Source organism: Natronorubrum sp. A-ect3, from assembly GCF_041821125.1.
Lineage (GTDB): Archaea > Halobacteriota > Halobacteria > Halobacteriales > Natrialbaceae > Natronorubrum > Natronorubrum bangense.
Map to the genome: position 1 here is coordinate 546,544 of NZ_JBGUBB010000001.1, position 18,771 is coordinate 565,314.

At 59.3% G+C, this 18,771-nt stretch carries 14 protein-coding genes; 8 read left to right on the top strand and 6 right to left on the bottom strand.

The genetic code is table 11. The features are described from left to right. Positions 1 to 45: 45 nt before the first annotated feature. Positions 46 to 1,749: a hypothetical protein gene (locus tag ACERJA_RS02810; protein WP_373606777.1), complete on the top strand. Its 1,704-nt coding sequence runs from the start codon at positions 46 to 48 to the stop codon at positions 1,747 to 1,749. 358 nt (positions 1,750 to 2,107) lie between these two features. Next, a complete protein-coding gene (locus tag ACERJA_RS02815; protein WP_373606778.1) occupies positions 2,108 to 2,443 on the top strand; it encodes a hypothetical protein in 336 nt (111 codons plus the stop codon). Between the two features lie 27 nt (positions 2,444 to 2,470). Here ACERJA_RS02815 and ACERJA_RS02820 read toward each other — a convergent pair whose 3' ends face one another. After that, positions 2,471 to 3,058, bottom strand: coding sequence for a hypothetical protein (locus ACERJA_RS02820; RefSeq protein ID WP_373606779.1), 588 nt, complete (start codon positions 3,056 to 3,058; stop codon positions 2,471 to 2,473). Positions 3,059 to 3,446: 388 nt separating this feature from the next. On the opposite strand from ACERJA_RS02820, the gene ACERJA_RS02825 reads away from it, so the two are divergent. Next, positions 3,447 to 4,439, top strand: coding sequence for a DUF1616 domain-containing protein (locus ACERJA_RS02825; RefSeq protein ID WP_373606780.1), 993 nt, complete (start codon positions 3,447 to 3,449; stop codon positions 4,437 to 4,439). A 726-nt stretch (positions 4,440 to 5,165) separates the two neighbouring features. On the opposite strand, the gene ACERJA_RS02830 is transcribed toward ACERJA_RS02825, so the two are convergent. From ACERJA_RS02830 to ACERJA_RS02845, 4 genes are all read right to left on the bottom strand, one after another. Continuing rightward, on the bottom strand, positions 5,166 to 7,145 hold the full coding sequence (locus ACERJA_RS02830; protein WP_373606781.1) for a hypothetical protein: 1,980 nt from the start codon (positions 7,143 to 7,145) through the stop codon (positions 5,166 to 5,168). After that, entirely contained in the window at positions 7,135 to 8,097 is a 963-nt protein-coding gene (locus ACERJA_RS02835; RefSeq protein ID WP_373606782.1) for a glycosyltransferase, read from the bottom strand. The genes ACERJA_RS02830 and ACERJA_RS02835 overlap by 11 nt, the downstream gene beginning before the upstream one ends. Further along, a complete protein-coding gene (locus ACERJA_RS02840; protein WP_373606783.1) occupies positions 8,094 to 9,167 on the bottom strand; it encodes a DUF354 domain-containing protein in 1,074 nt (357 codons plus the stop codon). Before ACERJA_RS02840 ends, ACERJA_RS02835 begins: the two co-directional genes overlap by 4 nt. 106 nt (positions 9,168 to 9,273) lie before the next feature. Further along, positions 9,274 to 10,674, bottom strand: a complete 1,401-nt coding sequence (locus ACERJA_RS02845; RefSeq protein ID WP_373606784.1) for a nucleotide sugar dehydrogenase — start codon at positions 10,672 to 10,674, stop codon at positions 9,274 to 9,276. Positions 10,675 to 11,032: 358 nt separating this feature from the next. Here ACERJA_RS02845 and ACERJA_RS02850 point away from each other — a divergent pair, with 358 nt between their 5' ends. The 4 genes from ACERJA_RS02850 to ACERJA_RS02865 all read left to right on the top strand — a co-directional run bounded on the left by ACERJA_RS02850 (position 11,033) and on the right by ACERJA_RS02865 (position 15,422). After that, on the top strand, positions 11,033 to 11,722 hold the full coding sequence (locus ACERJA_RS02850) for a helix-turn-helix transcriptional regulator (protein WP_373606785.1): 690 nt from the start codon (positions 11,033 to 11,035) through the stop codon (positions 11,720 to 11,722). 573 nt (positions 11,723 to 12,295) lie between these two features. Beyond that, the gene (locus ACERJA_RS02855; RefSeq protein WP_161569786.1) at positions 12,296 to 12,442 is read left to right on the top strand and encodes a hypothetical protein; all 147 of its coding nucleotides are present in this window, start codon (positions 12,296 to 12,298) and stop codon (positions 12,440 to 12,442) included. After that, a complete protein-coding gene (glmS, locus tag ACERJA_RS02860; RefSeq protein WP_373606786.1) occupies positions 12,442 to 14,250 on the top strand; it encodes a glutamine--fructose-6-phosphate transaminase (isomerizing) in 1,809 nt (602 codons plus the stop codon). The genes ACERJA_RS02855 and glmS overlap by 1 nt, the downstream gene beginning before the upstream one ends. A 779-nt stretch (positions 14,251 to 15,029) precedes the next feature. Next, the gene (locus ACERJA_RS02865; RefSeq protein ID WP_373606787.1) at positions 15,030 to 15,422 is read left to right on the top strand and encodes a hypothetical protein; all 393 of its coding nucleotides are present in this window, start codon (positions 15,030 to 15,032) and stop codon (positions 15,420 to 15,422) included. Positions 15,423 to 15,517: 95 nt separating this feature from the next. Here ACERJA_RS02865 and ACERJA_RS02870 read toward each other — a convergent pair whose 3' ends face one another. Then, the gene (locus tag ACERJA_RS02870; RefSeq protein ID WP_373606788.1) at positions 15,518 to 16,492 is read right to left on the bottom strand and encodes a carboxypeptidase-like regulatory domain-containing protein; all 975 of its coding nucleotides are present in this window, start codon (positions 16,490 to 16,492) and stop codon (positions 15,518 to 15,520) included. Positions 16,493 to 16,875: 383 nt separating this feature from the next. Between ACERJA_RS02870 and ACERJA_RS02875 the strand changes: the two genes are divergently transcribed. Continuing rightward, the gene (locus ACERJA_RS02875; RefSeq protein ID WP_373606789.1) at positions 16,876 to 18,714 is read left to right on the top strand and encodes a carbamoyltransferase; all 1,839 of its coding nucleotides are present in this window, start codon (positions 16,876 to 16,878) and stop codon (positions 18,712 to 18,714) included. Positions 18,715 to 18,771: the final 57 nt, after the last annotated feature.

Sequence of the window (18,771 nt, forward strand, 5' to 3'; positions counted from 1 at the left end):
GAAATCGACAGCTCGCCTCCCGACCGTGTACGGTGATCCTCGACGATGAACAGGGAACTCTTCGGTGTGTTCGGCGGTATTGAGACGTTCGATCGACTCAGATCCAGCGCTGAGTTCGACGAGATCCTCGACGGGCCGACGGTTACAGTCGGGATTAGAGATGCTGATCTCGGTGTCCCAGGGTGGAGTGCCCGATACACCGGCGACGATGGCGTCTGCGTTATTTGGGGCGAGGTGTACGTCCCCAGTGACGACTCAAACGCCGCACGGTGGCTCCTCGAGCGATATGAGACGGACGGCGCCGACGCACTGTCGGCACTCAACGGGTCGTATCTCGCCGTCATCGATACTGTGGCGAGTGATGGCGCGTTCGTCGCCACGGATCCGGTGCGGTCTCGAGAGTGTTTCTACACCGACGAGCCCGGGGTTCGAGCGTTCGGAACCGACGCCGCCGAAGTCGGCCGAACGATCACGGAGCCAACGATCAACCGGAACGGTGTCCTCGAGTTTCTGCATCTCGGCGTTATCCTTGGCGAAAAGACTGCGATCACGGAACTCGACCGGCTTCCGATCGATAGCAAACTGACAGCGACCGCGGTCGAGTCGCTCGATCGATTCGTCTACCAGCCACAGGAATTCGAGTACGCAAGCGAACTCGCTGAACGCCTCGAGCGCGCGTTTCAACGGCGATCGACACTTCCCGGACGAAAGGGCGTGCTCCTCTCGGCCGGCTACGACTCACGCATTATCCTCTCGCAGGTATCCGATATCGATCACAGCTACACCGTCGGTGCACCGGGCGCACAGGAGGTCCATGGAGCAAAACAGCTCGCCAAGCAGTACGACTCCGGTCACACCGCGTTTCCGCCGGACGAGCGGTATCTCCGTCCCGACGAGTCGAAGATTCGATACTCACAGGGCATCAAAGAGTCGCTCCACATCCACCACGCTGGTTACACGGATGAAATCGGGGTTGAGACGATGTATCACGGCCTCCTCTGTGATACGTTCTTCCGCGGCCATTTCACCGCACAGGACACCGTCGATATCCTGGATAAACGCGTGCCGCTCGGACGGCTCGATCCCGATCCGAACCCCGTCGACGTCTTGCTCGAGAAGTTCGGCTACGACCGTGCGGCCAGTCTCGAGATTGCCGACCGAACGTCGTTTGACACCGATCCAGAGACGTTCGTTCGGGAGGCGATCGCCGACGAGTTCGACTCGAGAGGGTCGCGAGCAGAGACGATACAGAACACGCTCACCTGCGTTGGAATCGCCAACCAGCCGTCGATACCGTTCCACAACCACCTGTCGGACCAGTTCATCACGTCGTTTCTGGCGACGGACCGTGAGCTGATCGACTGGCATCTCCAAACGCCGCCAGCTCACCGAACGACCGACACCTTCCTCGAGGCATGTCAACAACTAGATTCCGACATTTTGCGACAGCGACCACCCGACCGACCCCACGACAGTACGCTGCTCAACGAGGTCGAAGGGTTCGTTCGTCGGAAGACGCCGTTTCTCCAGTCGTTTCAACCCCCGTGGCCGAATCGTGAGGTCCTGTTTGATCGATACGACCTCGATCAACAACTGCTGTCTGATGCCGAACACGTCCATCCGCTGCCGGCCAGGCATAAACTCCGGCTCACCGACCTTCGCGGCTGGCTCGGCTGCTGGTGGGAGTCACAGCTACCGTTGCTCTTTGCGGAGCAGCCATCGCGGTCCCCGATAACGAATACTATTTAGATACTGTCTGGAAAGGTGCTAAATAACCTCGTTTTACCTGTTGATTGTCACATTTGCATCGTACAAAAAACAGGAGAAAAACACTCTAACAAGGTGGTATATTGTTCGTAATCCTGGAACCGTGAGAATATTTATATACCAATGGGTTTTAGCGTGGAATATGCGTCTGACACCGTCTCGGTTTCGCTCTTCATCGGAGGATTCTCCAGAAGAGCGACCTAGGGATTCAGAGACCACTTCGGAGGTCACGATCTATCATTCTCCACCAAGTGATCTCTCGAATACCGACACGAAGGCGGAGCAAGCTGCGGAGTTTATTCCCGAATCGGATACGGCGCTGTTGTGTGTCCTTGACGAGATGAGTTCACCGACGACTGTCGACGAAGTTACTGACCAGTTGGTCCGGCCCGCTCGGCCACCGATTGACACCTGGGCGACTGTTCACGAAAAGTTACATCAGGACCGACTTCCGGAACTCGAGACAGCAGGGTATCTCGAGTTCGACACGGACCAGGGAACGATCGAGTATCAGACGACCGCCGCAAGCACGGAGTCACGACTTTCATCGGCGACTCAGCAGCTCTCGTTGCTCAAAAATCTGTTTGTGCTCATCACACTGATCGCTGTTTCGGCGCTTCTTGCCCTCGCGGTCGCGTCCGTTACGAACATGACCCCAGTTTTGCCCGTCTTGTGACATCCATAGCGGGTTTGCCGGTTACAGTCAGTCAATAAGCCGGCTGATCGTCAGCACCGTAAATAGCAGGAGGATCGATGCGCTCAACGCGATACCAGAGAGAAGCGAGACGATCGGCAACTCGATCACTGCACCGAGCAGGAGGACATAACAGAAGACCGTGGCGCTGATGTAGTAATCGTCCCAACTGCTCTCAGAACGCTGTTCGTCCGCTGTGTCAGTAGATGGCTCTATCTGGAGATACTGATCGATCTGATCTGCAAGCGGTTTTCGAACGACGATACCACGGTTCTGTTGGTAGTCGATTATCCCTGCCTTGTCGAGCTTCGAGAGATGGGACTGATAGAGCGGGATGTAGACACGCTGGCGTTGAGTCGACGTAAGTTCTTGCACAGTGGTGTCGTGCTCCCACGCGGCCACTTGTTCTGCGATATCGCGCATTCGGACGGGCCCCTCTGTACCACGGAGATATCTGAGGACCATCCGACGACGTTCGTTTTGTAGGAGATGGAAGATTTCGTCTTTCGAGAACGCAGGCTCTTCGGTAGGACGGTCAGACTCATCGCTCACATCTACCTCACCCTGTTGTTCCGAGCTGATATGTGTCGATTTCATCGCACCAATCTGCCCTAATCAGAAGTGGGTAATAAAGCATTGGATCCCTTCCGAAGTAAAATGTATTCTTTCGCTATTTTCACAAACACTCGCTATTCTTCAGGGGATTTTGAAACTGCTGAATAGCTGCTTTTCGAGGGGCTCTATGCGGAGGTTCTAATAATGGAGGTAGATTTATTACACGAAATATGTCTGAATATATCCCTCGAAAGAATTCCGTTTTGGCGACTGTTTCGTTTATGGAACTGTTCAGAACCGCCGAAAGAGCCTTATGCAGATCCAGTGTCGATATTATTAGACATCGGCGTCAGACAGCCGTCAGACTGACCCGTTCGAACGGGACTTACCTGGGCGATAATAAACCATCGTCACACCAATTATCGGCCATATGAGCGACACTCACTGGTGGTTTTTCGACCTGACAGCCGTCATCGTGCTCACTGGCGCCCTCACATTTGGAGTTTTTTCTGGCATCGATGGGACTGCACGGATTCTGCTGACGATCCCACTCGTCGTCTTCTTTCCCGGGTATGCGCTCGTCTCGGCCATGTTCCCGGACAAGCCAACCAACAACTCTCAGTCGTTTGACGAAGCAAAAACTGGTCTCGGAAATCCACTTCTAGTCACCGGAGGACTCGAGACGATCGAACGGCTAGTCCTCTCAACTGTCTTTAGTGTTGCACTCGTTTCTGCGATCACCCTTTTGACGTCCCTAACCCCTGGGGGTTTGGCCCTCGAAACGGTGCTCCCCGGAACTGCGTTGCTCACCGTTGCCCTCGCACTTCTCGCGATCGGCTCTCGCTACCGATGCCCGCCGGATCAGCGGTTCATTCCACCACTTTCGATTGGGGGGCTGTTTTTCACCCAGCAACGACCCACTGCCTACGATCGATCGAACACCCGACCGTACAACGTTGCGATCGTGATCGGATTGCTCCTGTTGGTTGCAAGCGGTGGGTTCGCGATTACCAACCAACCACAATCAGACGGGTTTACCGAGTTTTCAGTGGACACTGAGAACGTCACCGGCGAGACCGACACCATGTACGAGTCGACATACACTGCCGGAGAGTCCCAGGAGGTGCAGGCCACGATCACCAATCAGGAACACGAAGAGTACACCTACACAACTGTGGTGCTACTCGAGCAGGTGAGCTACGACGATGGCGGGGCAACTGTCCACGAGACGGAAGAGATGGACAGGGCGTCAGCGACGGTCGCTGACGGCGACACACACCAGCAGACACTCGAGTTCACGCCATCGATGGTGGACGACGATCTTCGACTGACACTGTTGCTCTACGACGGCGAGCCGCCAGCAGAGCCCACAGCAGAGAACGCATACCGGACAGTGCAGCTCCCGATCGAGGTCGAGTCATAGCCACTGATTGTCACTGCACACCGCATTACACGACAACGTGATGGGGGCACCGGTTCAGTCGGGACGACGACGTGACCACTATCGGGTCGTGTCTCATCGTCTTCGTACTCGAGTCGAGCGCCCGACCACCGGCATTCCACCTACTGTCGGTCACGCTTTTTGAGGCCGTTTGGAGTGGTACTGGAGGCTTCAAGCGGAGGTGAGGTGACCAAGAGGGGTGTGGCGCCGTGATGAGGGCGTGCTGTACACCTGAGACCGTCGATCGATTCGCAATCGAAGTCGAAGACAGTGTGACCCGCCTCGCGGGTCATCGAGGCACGCTCGTGGAGTGTTCGGAACAGGGATCGGTGTCGGAGCGAGACGATAGCGCCACCAGTCGATCTCTGGTGTGCAGAGCGGTCCCGATCGAACCCACGATACAGACAGCCCGATCAGCTACGGACAACGACTGACTCGGCATGTTGATTTCAGTGCGTCTTGAGACGACCGAGTTCACGCTCTGTGCCTCTGACCCCCCCTCTGCTGGGAACAGATGATGCTCTCATCGGAGCCCTCGAGACGCCTTCACTGTCTCCAACGGAAGCCCACGCGTGTCTACATACTCCCAGCAGACGGCCACACGTAGTAATCAAAACTAGCGTCGGATTCAGGGTTGTCGTCCAACACATTGAACCAGACGAGTGAGTTGTCGCTCTGCCCCAACCGAACGTCTCGTCCCAACGACGGCTAGCTGGACACCGGCGAAGCCGCACACATCGTCACATCACCGTTCGTGTAGACCGTGGCCTGCGCTGGCGAACAGAGCCGCGTCTGGGAAATCTGTTCGATCCGTCCGTTCCCATCGGCGTCGTTGAAGTACGTCGCGCCGGTCGACTGTGTCGATCGGTAGACGGCGTAATCATGCTCTGCGATGCCGTCATCCGGCACCGTCGCTGTTGTCGTCGACGGATACGCACCCGTTCGGCTGAACACCGTCTGATACGGATGGTCCGTGTGAAGTTGCTGGTCCGGACGGATCTCCTGGCCGCTTGGCGAGCCGGTCAGGTGACCGATCGATTCGACGGCGGCGAGTTCGGACTCGTCGTAAGCGAGCCGTTCGTGCTGCTCATCGAAGACCGGGTTGTCGACGTTGCTCTCGACCGCGAATATCATCGCACCCGGGTAGATGAGCACGAACACCAAGAGCACGGAGACAACGATTTTGGGATTGAGCCCCTGGCTGAGCGTTCGAAGGCCGATCGCGCCGAGGATCGCCATCGGCGCAAACAGGAACGCAAACCAGCGGGTCGGGATGAAGTTCCTGATGCCGAACATTGGCAGGCCAAGGACGAACACCAACATGAACGCCGCCGCCAGCAAGAGCGTGAACACGGACTGTTCGGCCCGTCGCCTGTGGACGACGTACAGACAGCCGACGAACGTCACCCCGAGCAAGAACAGAAAGCCAAGGGCGTCGACGTAGGGAACGACTTGCTCGAGCAGCGTTGGTGTCGCCTCGGCTCCCGACTCGGATGCCTCGGCCGAGGTCCCACTCGCGATGTTGAGGAAGCCGGCACTCTCCTCGAGTGTCTGGCTGAAGTAACTCAGGACAGTCGCCAGAAACGACTGCTGGCGGTACGGTGTCAGCGACCAGACGAAGATCGTCAGCCCGATGTTGAAGGCAACGAGCCCGACGAGGTTGACCGGCTTTTTCGCCCGGAAGACGCTCGTGTCGAACCGCGTCAGCCCGAGCGGGCCGACCTCGAAGACGAGTTGTGCGAGAAACGCCGCGAGTAACAACACGAGCATGATGAACGTCGACACCTGGTGGGTGAGGATGACGGCGACGCTCATCAACAACAGCAACGAGAAGTCACGCACGGTGTACTCGATTCGCATCACTCGGATCAACGCATACAGCATGCCGAGGAAGAAGACCAGCCCCAGACTCGTGGGGATCAGATGGAGCCCCCACATCGAGACGTGGCTCGCAAACGCAAAGAGCGCCGTTGCCAGCGTTGCCCATCGCTGTGAGACGAGGAGGTTCGTGGTCGCGTAGATGAGCAACACTGAGATTGGCATCACGATGCCGACGGAGAGGTACAGTGCCACGCGAAACGGGACGTCGTAGAGCACCGAGGAGGCAGCGACCAGCAGGTGATAAAACGGTGATGCGTAGTGTTTGTCGTCGGAAATCCCACCGACGGACCCTTCCTCGAGGATCGCGTGTGTAAGCTCTGCGTGGGTCCAGATGTCGATGCCGATGTATCCCGTCGTCGCGTACAGTGCGGTAAACCGGAAGACAAACGCAAAGAGGACGATCTGGAGCAAGAGGAGCCCCGTTTTGAAATCGCGGTCGTTCGCAAACACGATCTGACCGACGATGAGCGTCCCGACGACACTTGCCAGCGCGAAAAAGACAGTCGTCCGTGCTCCCTGTATCGCTGGCAACACTACCAGCGCAGAAAGGCCAGCTAAAACGACCGTCGGGAGCGCCATGGTGACTGGCGACGGCAGCGTCGGAATCGTCGCCGTGTCCTCCTGTTGATACAGGCCAATAAGATACAACAGACACGCCGTCCCAAGGACGAGCGGGACGGTGTTGAGGTACAGCTGTGACACCAAAAACCGTAGCGGGAGCAGTGCCAGCGCGATCAGGAGGCCAGCGATCGCCGCGACGGTGTCGAGCCGGAACGGACGGAGCTCCGAGAGCGATTTATACCCCATGACCGGCCTCCGTTCGGTGACTCGTCGGCTCGTCTCGGCCGAGGACACGACGATACAGCCCGTGGAGGTCCGCTCCCAGTGCCTCGATGCCGAGTCCATCGATCGTCTCGCGACCGTTGGCCCTGCTGTCCGATTCGATGACGGTCTCGAGCCCGTCGATCAGCGCGTCGTCATCGTCGCTGACGACGCAGTTTTGCACGTGTTCGATCGTCTCGCGGACGAATCCAACGTCAGTCGAGACGACCGGGAGGCTACATGCAGCGGCTTCTTTGACGACCATCGGCCCACTCTCTCGCTTTGAGGTGACGAGCAGAACATCACTTGCGTTCATATAGTCGGGTATTTTATCATGGTCGACGCCGGTGACCGTGCGGAGTTCGAGGTCGACGGCCGCTCGGTCGACGAGCCGGCGAGCACGGGGATAATCCTTCACGGCACGGCTGGAGTCGTATGGAAAGAGCGCGATCGGTCGGTCGGTGTCCCAGCCGATTCGGTCCCGGGCCTCCGCTTTGGGCATCGGTCGAAAGAGCTCCGTGTCGACGCCGAAGGGAATGAGTTCGTGGTCGGCCTCGAGTGCGCGTGACATCGTTTGGGTGGGAACGACCGTCGCGGCCGCGTGACGGGCACTGTACTGGCTGAGCGATCGCAGCCACGACTGCTCGCTCATCAGGTCCGTCCCCCACAGTGTTACGACCACTGGCCGGGTTCGCTGGGCGAGGGCAAACGGTGCGACGAGCCCGTAGTTCGCGTGGACCAGATCGTACTCCCCCGATCGAAGCGTCGAGCGGATCTTCGGGTAAAACCGCAGATAGTCCGTCGGCGACCGGGTCGAATCACCTCGATGTGCGCCGGGGACACTACAGACGGTACAGTCGACGCCACGCGCCTCGAGCGCCGACACCTGCTGGTCGAAAAACGGCCGCGGTGAGGTGACCAACTGGAGTACCTTCATGATTCGCTTGGATTGGTTGCGGAGGCTGATCGGTTCGACGCCTGTGGCCCTGCGACTGTCTCGAGTTGTCGAACGACGAATGCCGTCACGTCGATCCGATCCTCGAGCAGGCGCTCGCGACGCCGTGTCCACGTGTCGGCGGGCTCCTCGAGGACCGAATCGAGTCGATCGAGTGCGCGCGCGTGGCGGTCCTGACCGTTGAAGCCAAACAACAGCCCGTACTCGTTCTCGAGTTCGGCCGTGTAGCCGAGGGTAGCCGGGTTCACGTAGATCGCTGGCGTCCCGAGCACCGCGGCCTCGGCGGCGGTCGTTGCACCTTCGCTGACGACCACGTCGGCGACAGCGAGCAGATCGTGCATTCGGTCCGGCGATGTCGTGAACTGGTAGGATGCGAGGTCGGCCGGGGGCTCGCCTTCCACGGTCAGCAGGACCGAACAGCCCGCGGCCTCGAGCCGATCGATGACCTCGCGCGGATCGTCGAACCCGCCGTGGCCGACGTCGTGTGAAGCCTCCCAGCTGCTGAGTCGGACAAGGGCGAACTGGTCGTCGGGCTCGAGTCCGACGTCCTCGAGGACTGTCGGATCGGGCTCGAAACGATCGGGATGGAGGTAGGCGAGTTCGTGATATCCCGGATAGCGCTGCTGAGCCGGCCCGATCTCGGTTCGGTAGCACGACGGCGTACAGATCACGTCCGCGAACGGGTAGGCGAGGTTCGTGATGAGCGTCGCGTGTTCGGTGTCGTAGAAGACGACACTCTTCGTACCCAGTATCGATGCCACGTGGGCAGCAGCGACGCCACCGATCGCCGTAATCACGTCCGGGTCGATCCGTCGCGCCCGGGCCAGCAGTCGCATCTCGTAGGTCGCCTGGACGGCCGCCAGCGAGAGCAGCGACCCCGATTCGCCGGCCAGTACCTCGTGGTCGATGTCGTACGCCTCGAGGAGCGCGATTGCGACGTCGCTCTCGCGGGCGAAGACGTGGACCTCGTGGCCGCGGGACTGCAGTTCCGCGATCGGGTGGCGAAAGAAGTGGACGTGTCCAGGATGTTGGATCGTCACCACGACGTGCATCGTCAGTTCGCCCCCCTGCTAGTATGTTCTCGAACGGCACCCGCTATGGCTGGACTCTCCAGCATCCTTACCGCGGCCCCGACGCCGAGCACATGACTGTGGTGGCTCATAACCGTCGGTAGACAAACCCCGCCTCGGCGGCTGCGTCTTCCTCGAGTGCCCCAGTGACGTCGATCAAGGCCGGATCATCTGCGAGTTCGGTCGAGACAGCCTCGAGATCTAGCTGTTCGAACTCCTCGTGCGGAGTCGCGAGCATGATGGCGTCGACGCCCTCGAACGAAAGCCGTTCCTGGGCCTCGATCCCGAACTGCTCTTGAATCGTTTCGTCGTCCACGAACGGATCGAATCCCTCGATATCGATCTCGTACTCCTGGAGGGTGTCGATGACAGCTTCGACTTTCGAGCTTCGAATGTCACCAACCCCAGGTTTGTACGAAAGGCCGAGTACAAGCACCCGGCTCTCACGAAGCGTCTTGTGACACTCGTTGAGCGCCTTGATCGTCAGTTCGGCGACGTGGTCTGGCACCGACTCGTTTACCTTTCGACTCATCTGCATGAGTTCCGGTTCGAACCCTTCCTGGGCCGACCGATAGGTGAAAAAGTACGGATCGACGGGGATGCAGTGGCCGCCGACCAGTCCCGGTCGGTAATCGTGGAAATTCCACTTCGTGCCCGCGGCCTCGAGGACCGCCTGGCCGTCGACATCCAGGCGCTCGAGAGCCATCGAGAGTTCGTTGACGAACGCGATGTTGAGGTCGCGCTGGGTGTTCTCGACGACCTTGCAGGCTTCGGCGACCTCGATCGATGGGGCTCGGTGGACGCCTGCGTCGACGACCGACTCATACAGCGTCGCCACGTCATCGAGCACCTTTTCGTTTTGTCCACTGACGACCTTGACGACGTCTGCGAGGCCGTGTTCTTCGTCGCCAGGCGTTGCGCGCTCTGGCGAGTAGCCGACGAAGAAGTCTTCGCCCGCGGAGAGGTCGGATGCGTCCTCGAGCGCTGGCACGAGGACATCACGTGTCGAGCCGGGGTAGACGGTCGACTCAAGAACAACTGTGCTTCCGGGATTCATTTTCGAACCGACTGTGGTCGCTGCGCTTTCGATGTAGCTGAGGTCGGGTTGGTTGTCCTCGTCGATCGGCGTCGGAACAGCGATGATGATGTAGTCCGCCTCGCTGATCTGGCTCGCGTTGGTCGTATAGGAGATCTCACCGTCCTGAATAGAATCGTCGGAGAGATCGCCGGTCGTATCGACACCAGCTTGCAGTTGCTCGACTGTCGACTCGTCGATGTCGTATCCGATGACGCGATAGTTCGACTGCGCAAACCCAACTGCAAGCGGCAATCCAACGTAGCCGAGTCCGATGACACAGATCGTTGCCTCGCGGATCGACTGGTCGTCGGTGTGTCGAAGGGTGGTTCCCTTGTCACTCGTCTGTACTGCGTGCCGATCGCTTGCTTGTCCGTCCCCTCGTGTCTCCGTGTCGCTGATTGTCGTGGTCATGGATGATGCGGTGTCGCTGGACCGTCACACGACTGGGTGCGACGGTAGCTCCGGGCCAGTCCGCTCGTCTGCAACTGCCGGATGTTCCTCAGAACACCCAACTCACCATGATGGGTTTACTATACCGCGGATAAACGGTTGTAGCAGGGTCATCTGACAACGAATCCGACTGCTCGATGGAGCTACAGCGCCCGCAGCAGGTTTCGGCCAGAACTGCCTGGAGGAGTGTTTAAAACGTTGTTAAACGGAACTATACAGATCCATAATGAAGTCACCGTACATCCCATCACCAGTGCGGTCGGCGCGAGTACGACCATCGTGGTCACCCACAGGCTGACCGTCTCAGAACCGCGAAACCATGGTGCAAACTTCCCATATCGAAGTCAAAACCGCATTGCGGTCGATTCACGAGACGATATCGACCGACACAGTGCCGGCTTTGAGTTACCATCTCGATGGACAGACGGTCGCATCAACGGTCCGCAAGGCTGGTGGTCAGCCCGACGGACTGTTGTCTTGGATGTCATTCCTTCGTGTTGCAACGCTCTGGGAGACAGCCCTGATCGTGGTTCTGTTCTTGCTGGTCGGCGGGCTCGTCGGTGTCCGTCTCGCCGAGACGTTGTCAAAACGTAACGGCGGGATTGCCACGCTTTTGACAGCGTCAGCGGGAACAGTCGGCACGACGGATGCAGATGGGCACGCAGTTGACACAGCAGCCGACCGCCCGGTCGAACCGGCAGCAGCCGATAGCTCACCTCCCGATGTGCAATCGTATGCGCAGTATTTCTCTCCCGAAACACCGTCGGTGCTCTTGAGCGACGAGGGAATGGTGGTCAGACTGCTCGTTGCAAATCACGGCCGCATTCGCCAACATCAGATCGCCGACGAGACTGGCTGGTCGAAGTCGAAAGTGAGCAGGATCTGCTCGCAAATGCACGACGACGGCATGATCGAGAAGACATCGGCCGGTCGAGAGAACGTTATCAGTCTGTCTGACCAGGTCCACACCGCGACACAGTCAGACGACGTCGAGAATCCGGTTCCATAGACGCACCGCTTCGATCCACTCGGACGAGCTGCTATGCCAGTATACTGGTTCACCCGCGACCCGGCGCGGGTACACCGGCACTGACGGCCAGCAGTCCGTCTCAATCAGCGAACGAAAACCAGGAGTGGATCCGCATCAATCGCACCACCCACCGTTTCTGACGGGTGCAGGTTGTCCCCGATAGCTGACTCGAGACAGCAGACGCTGTTGGACGACCGGTAGTGCTCCCGATTACGACACGACAGACAGCGGCGTGAACTCGGGCGATGAACGGTTTATCCTGTGGTCCACCTCTCTCTAAGACGGACGATTACAGCCGTGTCATGCAGGAAGTGGACACCAGCGCCGTCTTGCGATGGCCAGGGCTCGTCGTTCGAGACGAACCGAACGACGATCACGAAACCACCATCCAACGGACAGGAGTGGACCTTGTTTGCAATATCTGCAACCGAGCGCAGCGTTGTACAATCGATAGCGACTGTCTTATTCGTGGTATAGTAATGGGCTGTCCCAAACTGGAGATGAGTAGAGACCCGACGGCCGGTAATCGGCGAACACGGGTCGGTGACAACAATGACAGACACACGTACTGCATCTCAGGCAGCCGTCCCGAACCGACTGGATACGACCGTTGCGAACGTGACACACCCCATTGCATCCCGTTCGTCTGGTGATGTGACGTGGTCGACGACTGTCGCTCGAACGACGGTGGTCGGCTAATGTGTGGTATTATTGCACGTATCGGTCACGGCGATGCGGCAGATACACTCCTGTCGGGTCTGGAAAACCTCGAGTACAGAGGCTACGACTCGGCAGGAATCGCCGTCCAGAACGGTTCCGGCGTCAAGGTTCACAAGTGTTCAGGAGAGGTTTCAGACCTCAAATCGACGCTGAGTGGCCGTCCGAACGGGAACATGGGAATCGGCCATACCCGATGGAGTACCCACGGGCCGCCGACCGACGAGAACGCCCATCCACATACGGATACCGTTGGCGACGTCGCCGTCGTTCACAATGGGGTCATCGACAACTACGACGAACTGAGAGCTGAACTCAAAGCGAAGGGCCACGAGTTCGAAAGCGACACCGACACCGAAGTGATCCCACATCTCATCGATGAGTACCGGGAGAAAACCGGCGACACCGAACTGGCAGTCCAACGCGCCGTCGACACGCTCGAGGGAAGCTACGCGATCGCTGCGATCGTCGACGGCGAGGAAGCAGTGTACGCCGCACGGAAAGGCTCGCCGCTCGTGCTCGGACTCGACGACGAGGAGTGGTTCCTCGCCAGCGACGTACCGGCGTTTCTCGACCACACCGAGGACGTGATTTACCTCGAGGATGGCGACCTCGTCGTTCTCGAGCCCGACTCCTACCGGATCACCGACCTCGAGGGACAGCCAGTCGATCGGTCGGTCGACACCGTCGACTGGGATCCCGAAGACGCGGGGAAAGGCGAGTACGACCACTACATGTTAAAAGAGATCAACACACAGCCGACGGCACTCTCGAATACGATCGAGGGTCGGATCGAAGACGGCGACGTCGACTTCGAGGACCTTTCTGCCGGCTCGTTTGCGGACGTCGACACCGTCCAGTTCGTCGCCTGTGGCACCTCCTATCACGCGGCGATGTACGGCGGACAGCTGTTGCGAGCCGCAGGGGTCCCGACTGAGGTGCTTCGTGCAAGCGAGTACGAAACGACGTCGGGACCGGTCGACGAGAACACACTCGTCGTCGCCGTCACACAGAGCGGCGAGACGGCCGACACGCTTGATGCCGTTCGAACGGCCACCAGCCGCGGTGCACGATCGCTCGCCGTGACGAACGTCGTCGGCTCGACAGCGGCACGCGAAGCCGACGATGCGATCTACATTCGTGCTGGACCGGAGGTTGGCGTCGCCGCGACGAAGACCTACTCCTCACAAGCAGTCACGCTTGCGTTGCTCACTCAACAGCTCGCAGCTGACGTGCCCGACGCAACGCCAGCTGCGGATCGAGCCGCGATGCTCGAGGCACTCGAGTCGCTCCCAGAGCACGTCGAAACCGTCCTAGAGACGTCGCAGGCCGAGGCGCTCGCCCGTGAGACCCTTGATAGCAAGTCGTACTTCTTCATCGGGAGCAGACTCGGCCACTCCGTCGCACTCGAGGGAGCGCTGAAATTCAAAGAGATCACCTACGAGCACGCGGAAGGGTTTGCTTCGGGCGAACTCAAACACGGACCACTCGCCCTCGTCACCGAGGAGACGCCAGTGATCGCAGTACTGACTGGCAGCGGCGACGAGAAGACGAAGACGAACGCGATCGAGGCCAACTCTCGCGGTGCGCCGATTATTGCCGTCGGTTCGGACGGTCATCCCCTCAGCGATGTCGCTGACGCACAGCTGTCGATTCCCGAGACCCACCCCGTCTGGGCAGGGCTGCTCGCAAACGTCCAACTCCAGTTGCTCTCCTATCACGCCGCAAATCTGCTGGAGCGACCGATCGACAAACCACGGAACCTCGCCAAGAGCGTGACGGTTGAGTGATCGAACCGGCTCGTTTGTAGTGTCGAGTTCGACGAGACGTTCCTGCCTCGAGTGAACCAGCGATCCGTTCTCGCCACGCCGTGTTCATTCGCCCAGAGATATTGCTTAAACTGTCTTTAATTTAGATATATGTCTAGTTCTAGTGCTAATTGCTATACAAATATCCACAAAGTACTTATTACGAGAGCGAACGAGATTCACTGACCGAAGATAGTCATAGAATCCATATGATCGTAGACTGGATCAAACAGTACACCGAAACAACCCGACACGCAACCGTTCACCACGAGTGTCGACGCTGCGGAAAGACCGTTACGGCCGATGACACCACCTGTCCGCTCTGTGGATCGGACGAGATCGCAACCATTCCACTGTAAGCGTCGGCTTCGAGACGAGCCACACCATCCTGTCGCGCTCGCGATGGACCTCGAGCGTCGCAGCGTCATCCGTCGCCGATTGATCAGACGGCTCATCGCACGCGACGAGGCTTCGAGCCGCGAGCGACGGCCGTCAGTTCCCGGATGCGTCTCATCCTGGCGCTGTGACGAAGACCGCGCTTCGAGTGCTACTGACTCGGTCCGTCTCAAATCGAGCCATTGCGCTACTGTGTGCACGGCGCAGTCGTTGCTATCCACGCCCTCGATGGTGGCCTCTCTTTGTATCCAGCGTCTACTGTGACTCTCGAGTCGACTCCTGGAAAGCGTGCTGGCCGAACCTGTTCGGAGAGACGGGCTACTGGACGAACAGTTATCTCACGCGACGTGAATGTTGGAAAGCGCATGTCCTCGCAACTCCGTGTAGCTCAGCACCTCCTCGCTGCGTTCGTCCTGTTGATTACCATCAGCACGTTTCTTGGACTGCCACGGCCGTATCCGTCGTGGCCGACGCTTGGGCCACTCCCGATCAACCCGGAGCTGCTCGTGCCGGGTGCGCTCGGTTTCGTTGCACTCCTCGAACCGATCCACCAAGGGCTCAACATTGGGTCGGTCACCATCGCGACCGTCGGCGCGGTGACGCTGTGGCTCGCAGCGACGAGTGTGTACACGTTGTCCGCGTCGTCCACGGGCGGTGTCTTCTGGGGTGGGTTTTTGACGCTACTCAGCGGCGCCGTGCTCGCCGGTCTAATCCTCGTTCAGCGTGTCGTCTACCGACGTCGACAGGGCGCTGCGTAGCGATTCGAGCCGTGGAAGCGGACACGAAACAGCACTGTTCACTGTTCGAGTCTCGAGTACTGCTGCCGAGAAGGAGTCGATTCTGACAGCGCCGCTCAGTCCTCTTCGAGTGTCAGCGTCACCGTTTCGTCGTCGCCGTCGATTTCGACATCCGTTTCAGCGTCGTCGTAGTCGTCCGCAACCGCGATCACTGTGTAGTCGTCGTCCTCGAGGTCGAACTCGGCCTCGCCGTCCTCGTCGGTCTCCTCCTCAGCGACCGTCGGGGAGAAGAAATTATCTTCCATGACTTCGACGGTGGCGTCTTCGATCGGGTCGCCGTCGTCGTCCTCAACGATCGCCGTCAGCGTGTGCATCCCGTCGTCATCGTCATCGGCCTCGAGTGTCAGCGTCACCGTTTCGTCGTCGCCGTCGATCTCGACGTCGGTTTCAGTTTCGTCGTATCCGTCTGCGGAGGCAGTAACCGTGTACTCGCCGTCCTCGAGGTCGAACTCGGCCTCGCCGTCCTCGTCGGTGGTTGCGTCCCCAGTGAACCCGAAGCCGTCTATCTCGAGGGCGGCATCGTCGATCGGATCGCCGTCGTCATCTTCGACGATCGCTGTCAGTGTGTGTGTGTCGTCGGTGTTATCCGAATCATCGCTGTCGCCGTCGGACTCGTCTGTCTCATCCGATTCATCATCCTCGGAACTGTCGGATTCGTCCGTCTCGTCGTCACTATCAGCCCCGTCTGGTTCGGATTCGTCCGTCTCGTCGTCACTATCAGCCCCGTCTGGTTCGGATTCGTCCGATGTTTCATCGCCGCTGTCTGTGTCGTCCGACGCATCGTCACCCCCGTTCGCGTCGTCAACGTCGTCATCCGAGTCGACGTCGCTGGCCTCGGTCTCGTCGTCGCCCGATTGGGAATCGCCCCACTCGTCGCTGACGGAGCTAAGCGCGCCACCGACGGATCCACCACTCGCAGCGAGGACGAGTCCAGCGGCTAACAACACCACGCCGCTGACAGTGAGCAGTATCTGGATACTCGTCTGAATCGATCGTGTCTCCGAACGCTGTTGTCGGACGTTGCGACGCATACTCGATCTCTGTTTTAGAACGCGAATAGTCGTCTGCGGTGTGTACTACACGGGCAGTCGTGACGCACGATTCGGTGCATTGGCAAACAGTTTCTCAGCGCTACAGTTCACTATACGGCTGCTAAAACCGTTCAGCTCACGTGAACCGTCCCGGAACGTGGATCAAAACTCCCGGTATCGGCCGCGAGCACGTCTGCAACTGGCGATGGGACGATAACCACTTTCGGACCAATCGTCACATCGTGTGCCGACTGTTCTGTGTCGTTCGAACCGACGGGCCACTGACCAGCCAAAACCGAGCCGGAACCGTCATCCAAAGCCCACTCGAGAGGGCGTTTAACAGGCTCATAGTATCAGTCGGTGGGGAGAGATGTTCAACGAAGATGAGTGACTATCGACTCGCGTTCAAACCAGCGATCGGACTGTACGGACAGCACGACCCCAGTGCTGTCCTGTTCGAAGATGGAACGCCAGTCTTTGGCATCGAAGAGGAGCGGTTGACTCGAGAGAAACACGCCACCGAGACGTTTCCGACGAACGCCATCGAAGCCTGTCTCGACTACCGCGACCTCGAGTTCGACGATCTCGAGACGATCATCCTCCCGTACGATCCCAGCCTCCGCGCTCGGATCCGCTCACACTACATCACCGACGCGCTCCGGGCACCTGGTCTGACGAGAACGCTCTCCGCACTCGAGAACACGATCGTCACCGAAGCCCAGAGTCGGCTGGCACCGACGCGCCAGATCGAGCACCGCCTTGCCGAGATCGATACACCGGTGCCACCGATCGAGTTGCGCTCTCACCACCGCTGTCACGCCGCCAGCGCGTTCCATCCGTCGGGGTTCGACGAGGCGCTCGTCGTCACGATCGACGCAAAAGGTGAGTACGACTCGACCGTCGTCTGGCGCGGCGACGAAACTGGACTGACTCGCGTGCACACGTACGAGCATCCGAACAGTCTCGGCCTCTTCTTTGCAGTTATTACGGAGTATCTCGGCTACCGGATGTTCAACGGCGAAGGAAAGGTAATGGGGCTCGCACCCTACGGCGAGGAGAACCCGTCGATCGAGCGGACGTTGCGCGAGCTGATCGACGTCGGCGCAGACTACGACGTGACCGAGGTGACCAAACGCTGGGGCACCGGCCACGGCGTCAGTCTACTTGAGGATGTCTTCGGCCGCCCGCGAAAGGCGTCGCCGGAGGCGTTCGATCAGTGGGAGAAAGACCTGGCGTATACGGCACAGAAACTGCTCGAGGAGATCGTCCTCGATATCGTCCAAGCGTATTCGGGGACGGTCGAGAGCGGAAACGTCGCCCTCGCTGGCGGGGTCGCGCTCAACTGCAAACTCAACAAACGGGTTCGTGAGGCCACCGTCGTCGATGACATCTTTGTCCAGCCTGTCGCTCACGATGCTGGACTCGCACTCGGTGCGGGCTGGATCGGACAGGACCCTGCGTCGGTCGAAACGATGTCGACGGTCTATTTCGGTCCCGAGTACGATCTCGAGGCGATCGAATCGCGGCTCCAGACAAACAAGATTGCGTACGCAGAACCAGACGATCTCGAGGGATATGTCGCCAAACGACTCGCCGACGGTGCGCTTGTCGGCTGGTTCCAGGGCCGAATGGAGATGGGGCCACGGGCGCTGGGGGCACGGAGTATTCTCGCCGACCCACGAACGGCTGCCTCGCGTGATCGCGTCAACCGATTCGTCAAACACCGTGAGGAGTGGCGCCCGTTCGCTCCCTCGATGCTCGAGGAGGCCGCCGAGGAGTATCTCGTCGATGGCCAGTCTGCGCCGTTTATGATCGATGCGTACGATGTCCGCTCCGAGAAGTTGGACGAACTCGAGGCAGTCGTCCACCCGGCAGACGGCTCGACGCGCCCACAAACCGTTCGCGAAGACCAGCACCCACGATACCATCGTCTGCTCTCGGCGTTCGAGGACATCACGGATGTTCCGGTGCTGTTGAACACGTCGTTCAACGACCACGGCGAGCCGATCGTCAACACGCCGACGGAAGCGGTCAAGGACTTTTACGGCATGGGGCTCGATCTGCTCGTTCTTGGAGACTACGTTCTCGAAAAGCCGACACAGTTGGTCGACAACCCAGACCGGGTCGGCGACGCAGGCGTCAACCCGGCCGCCGGGGAACAGGAGTCAAGCAACGACGAGACAGCAACAGGACCACGGTCTGGCGAGCAACTGGTACAGTGATCTCGAAAAACCGACCGGTTTGACTCGAGTGACCCGTTGTCGCGTTCGGGTCGGTCG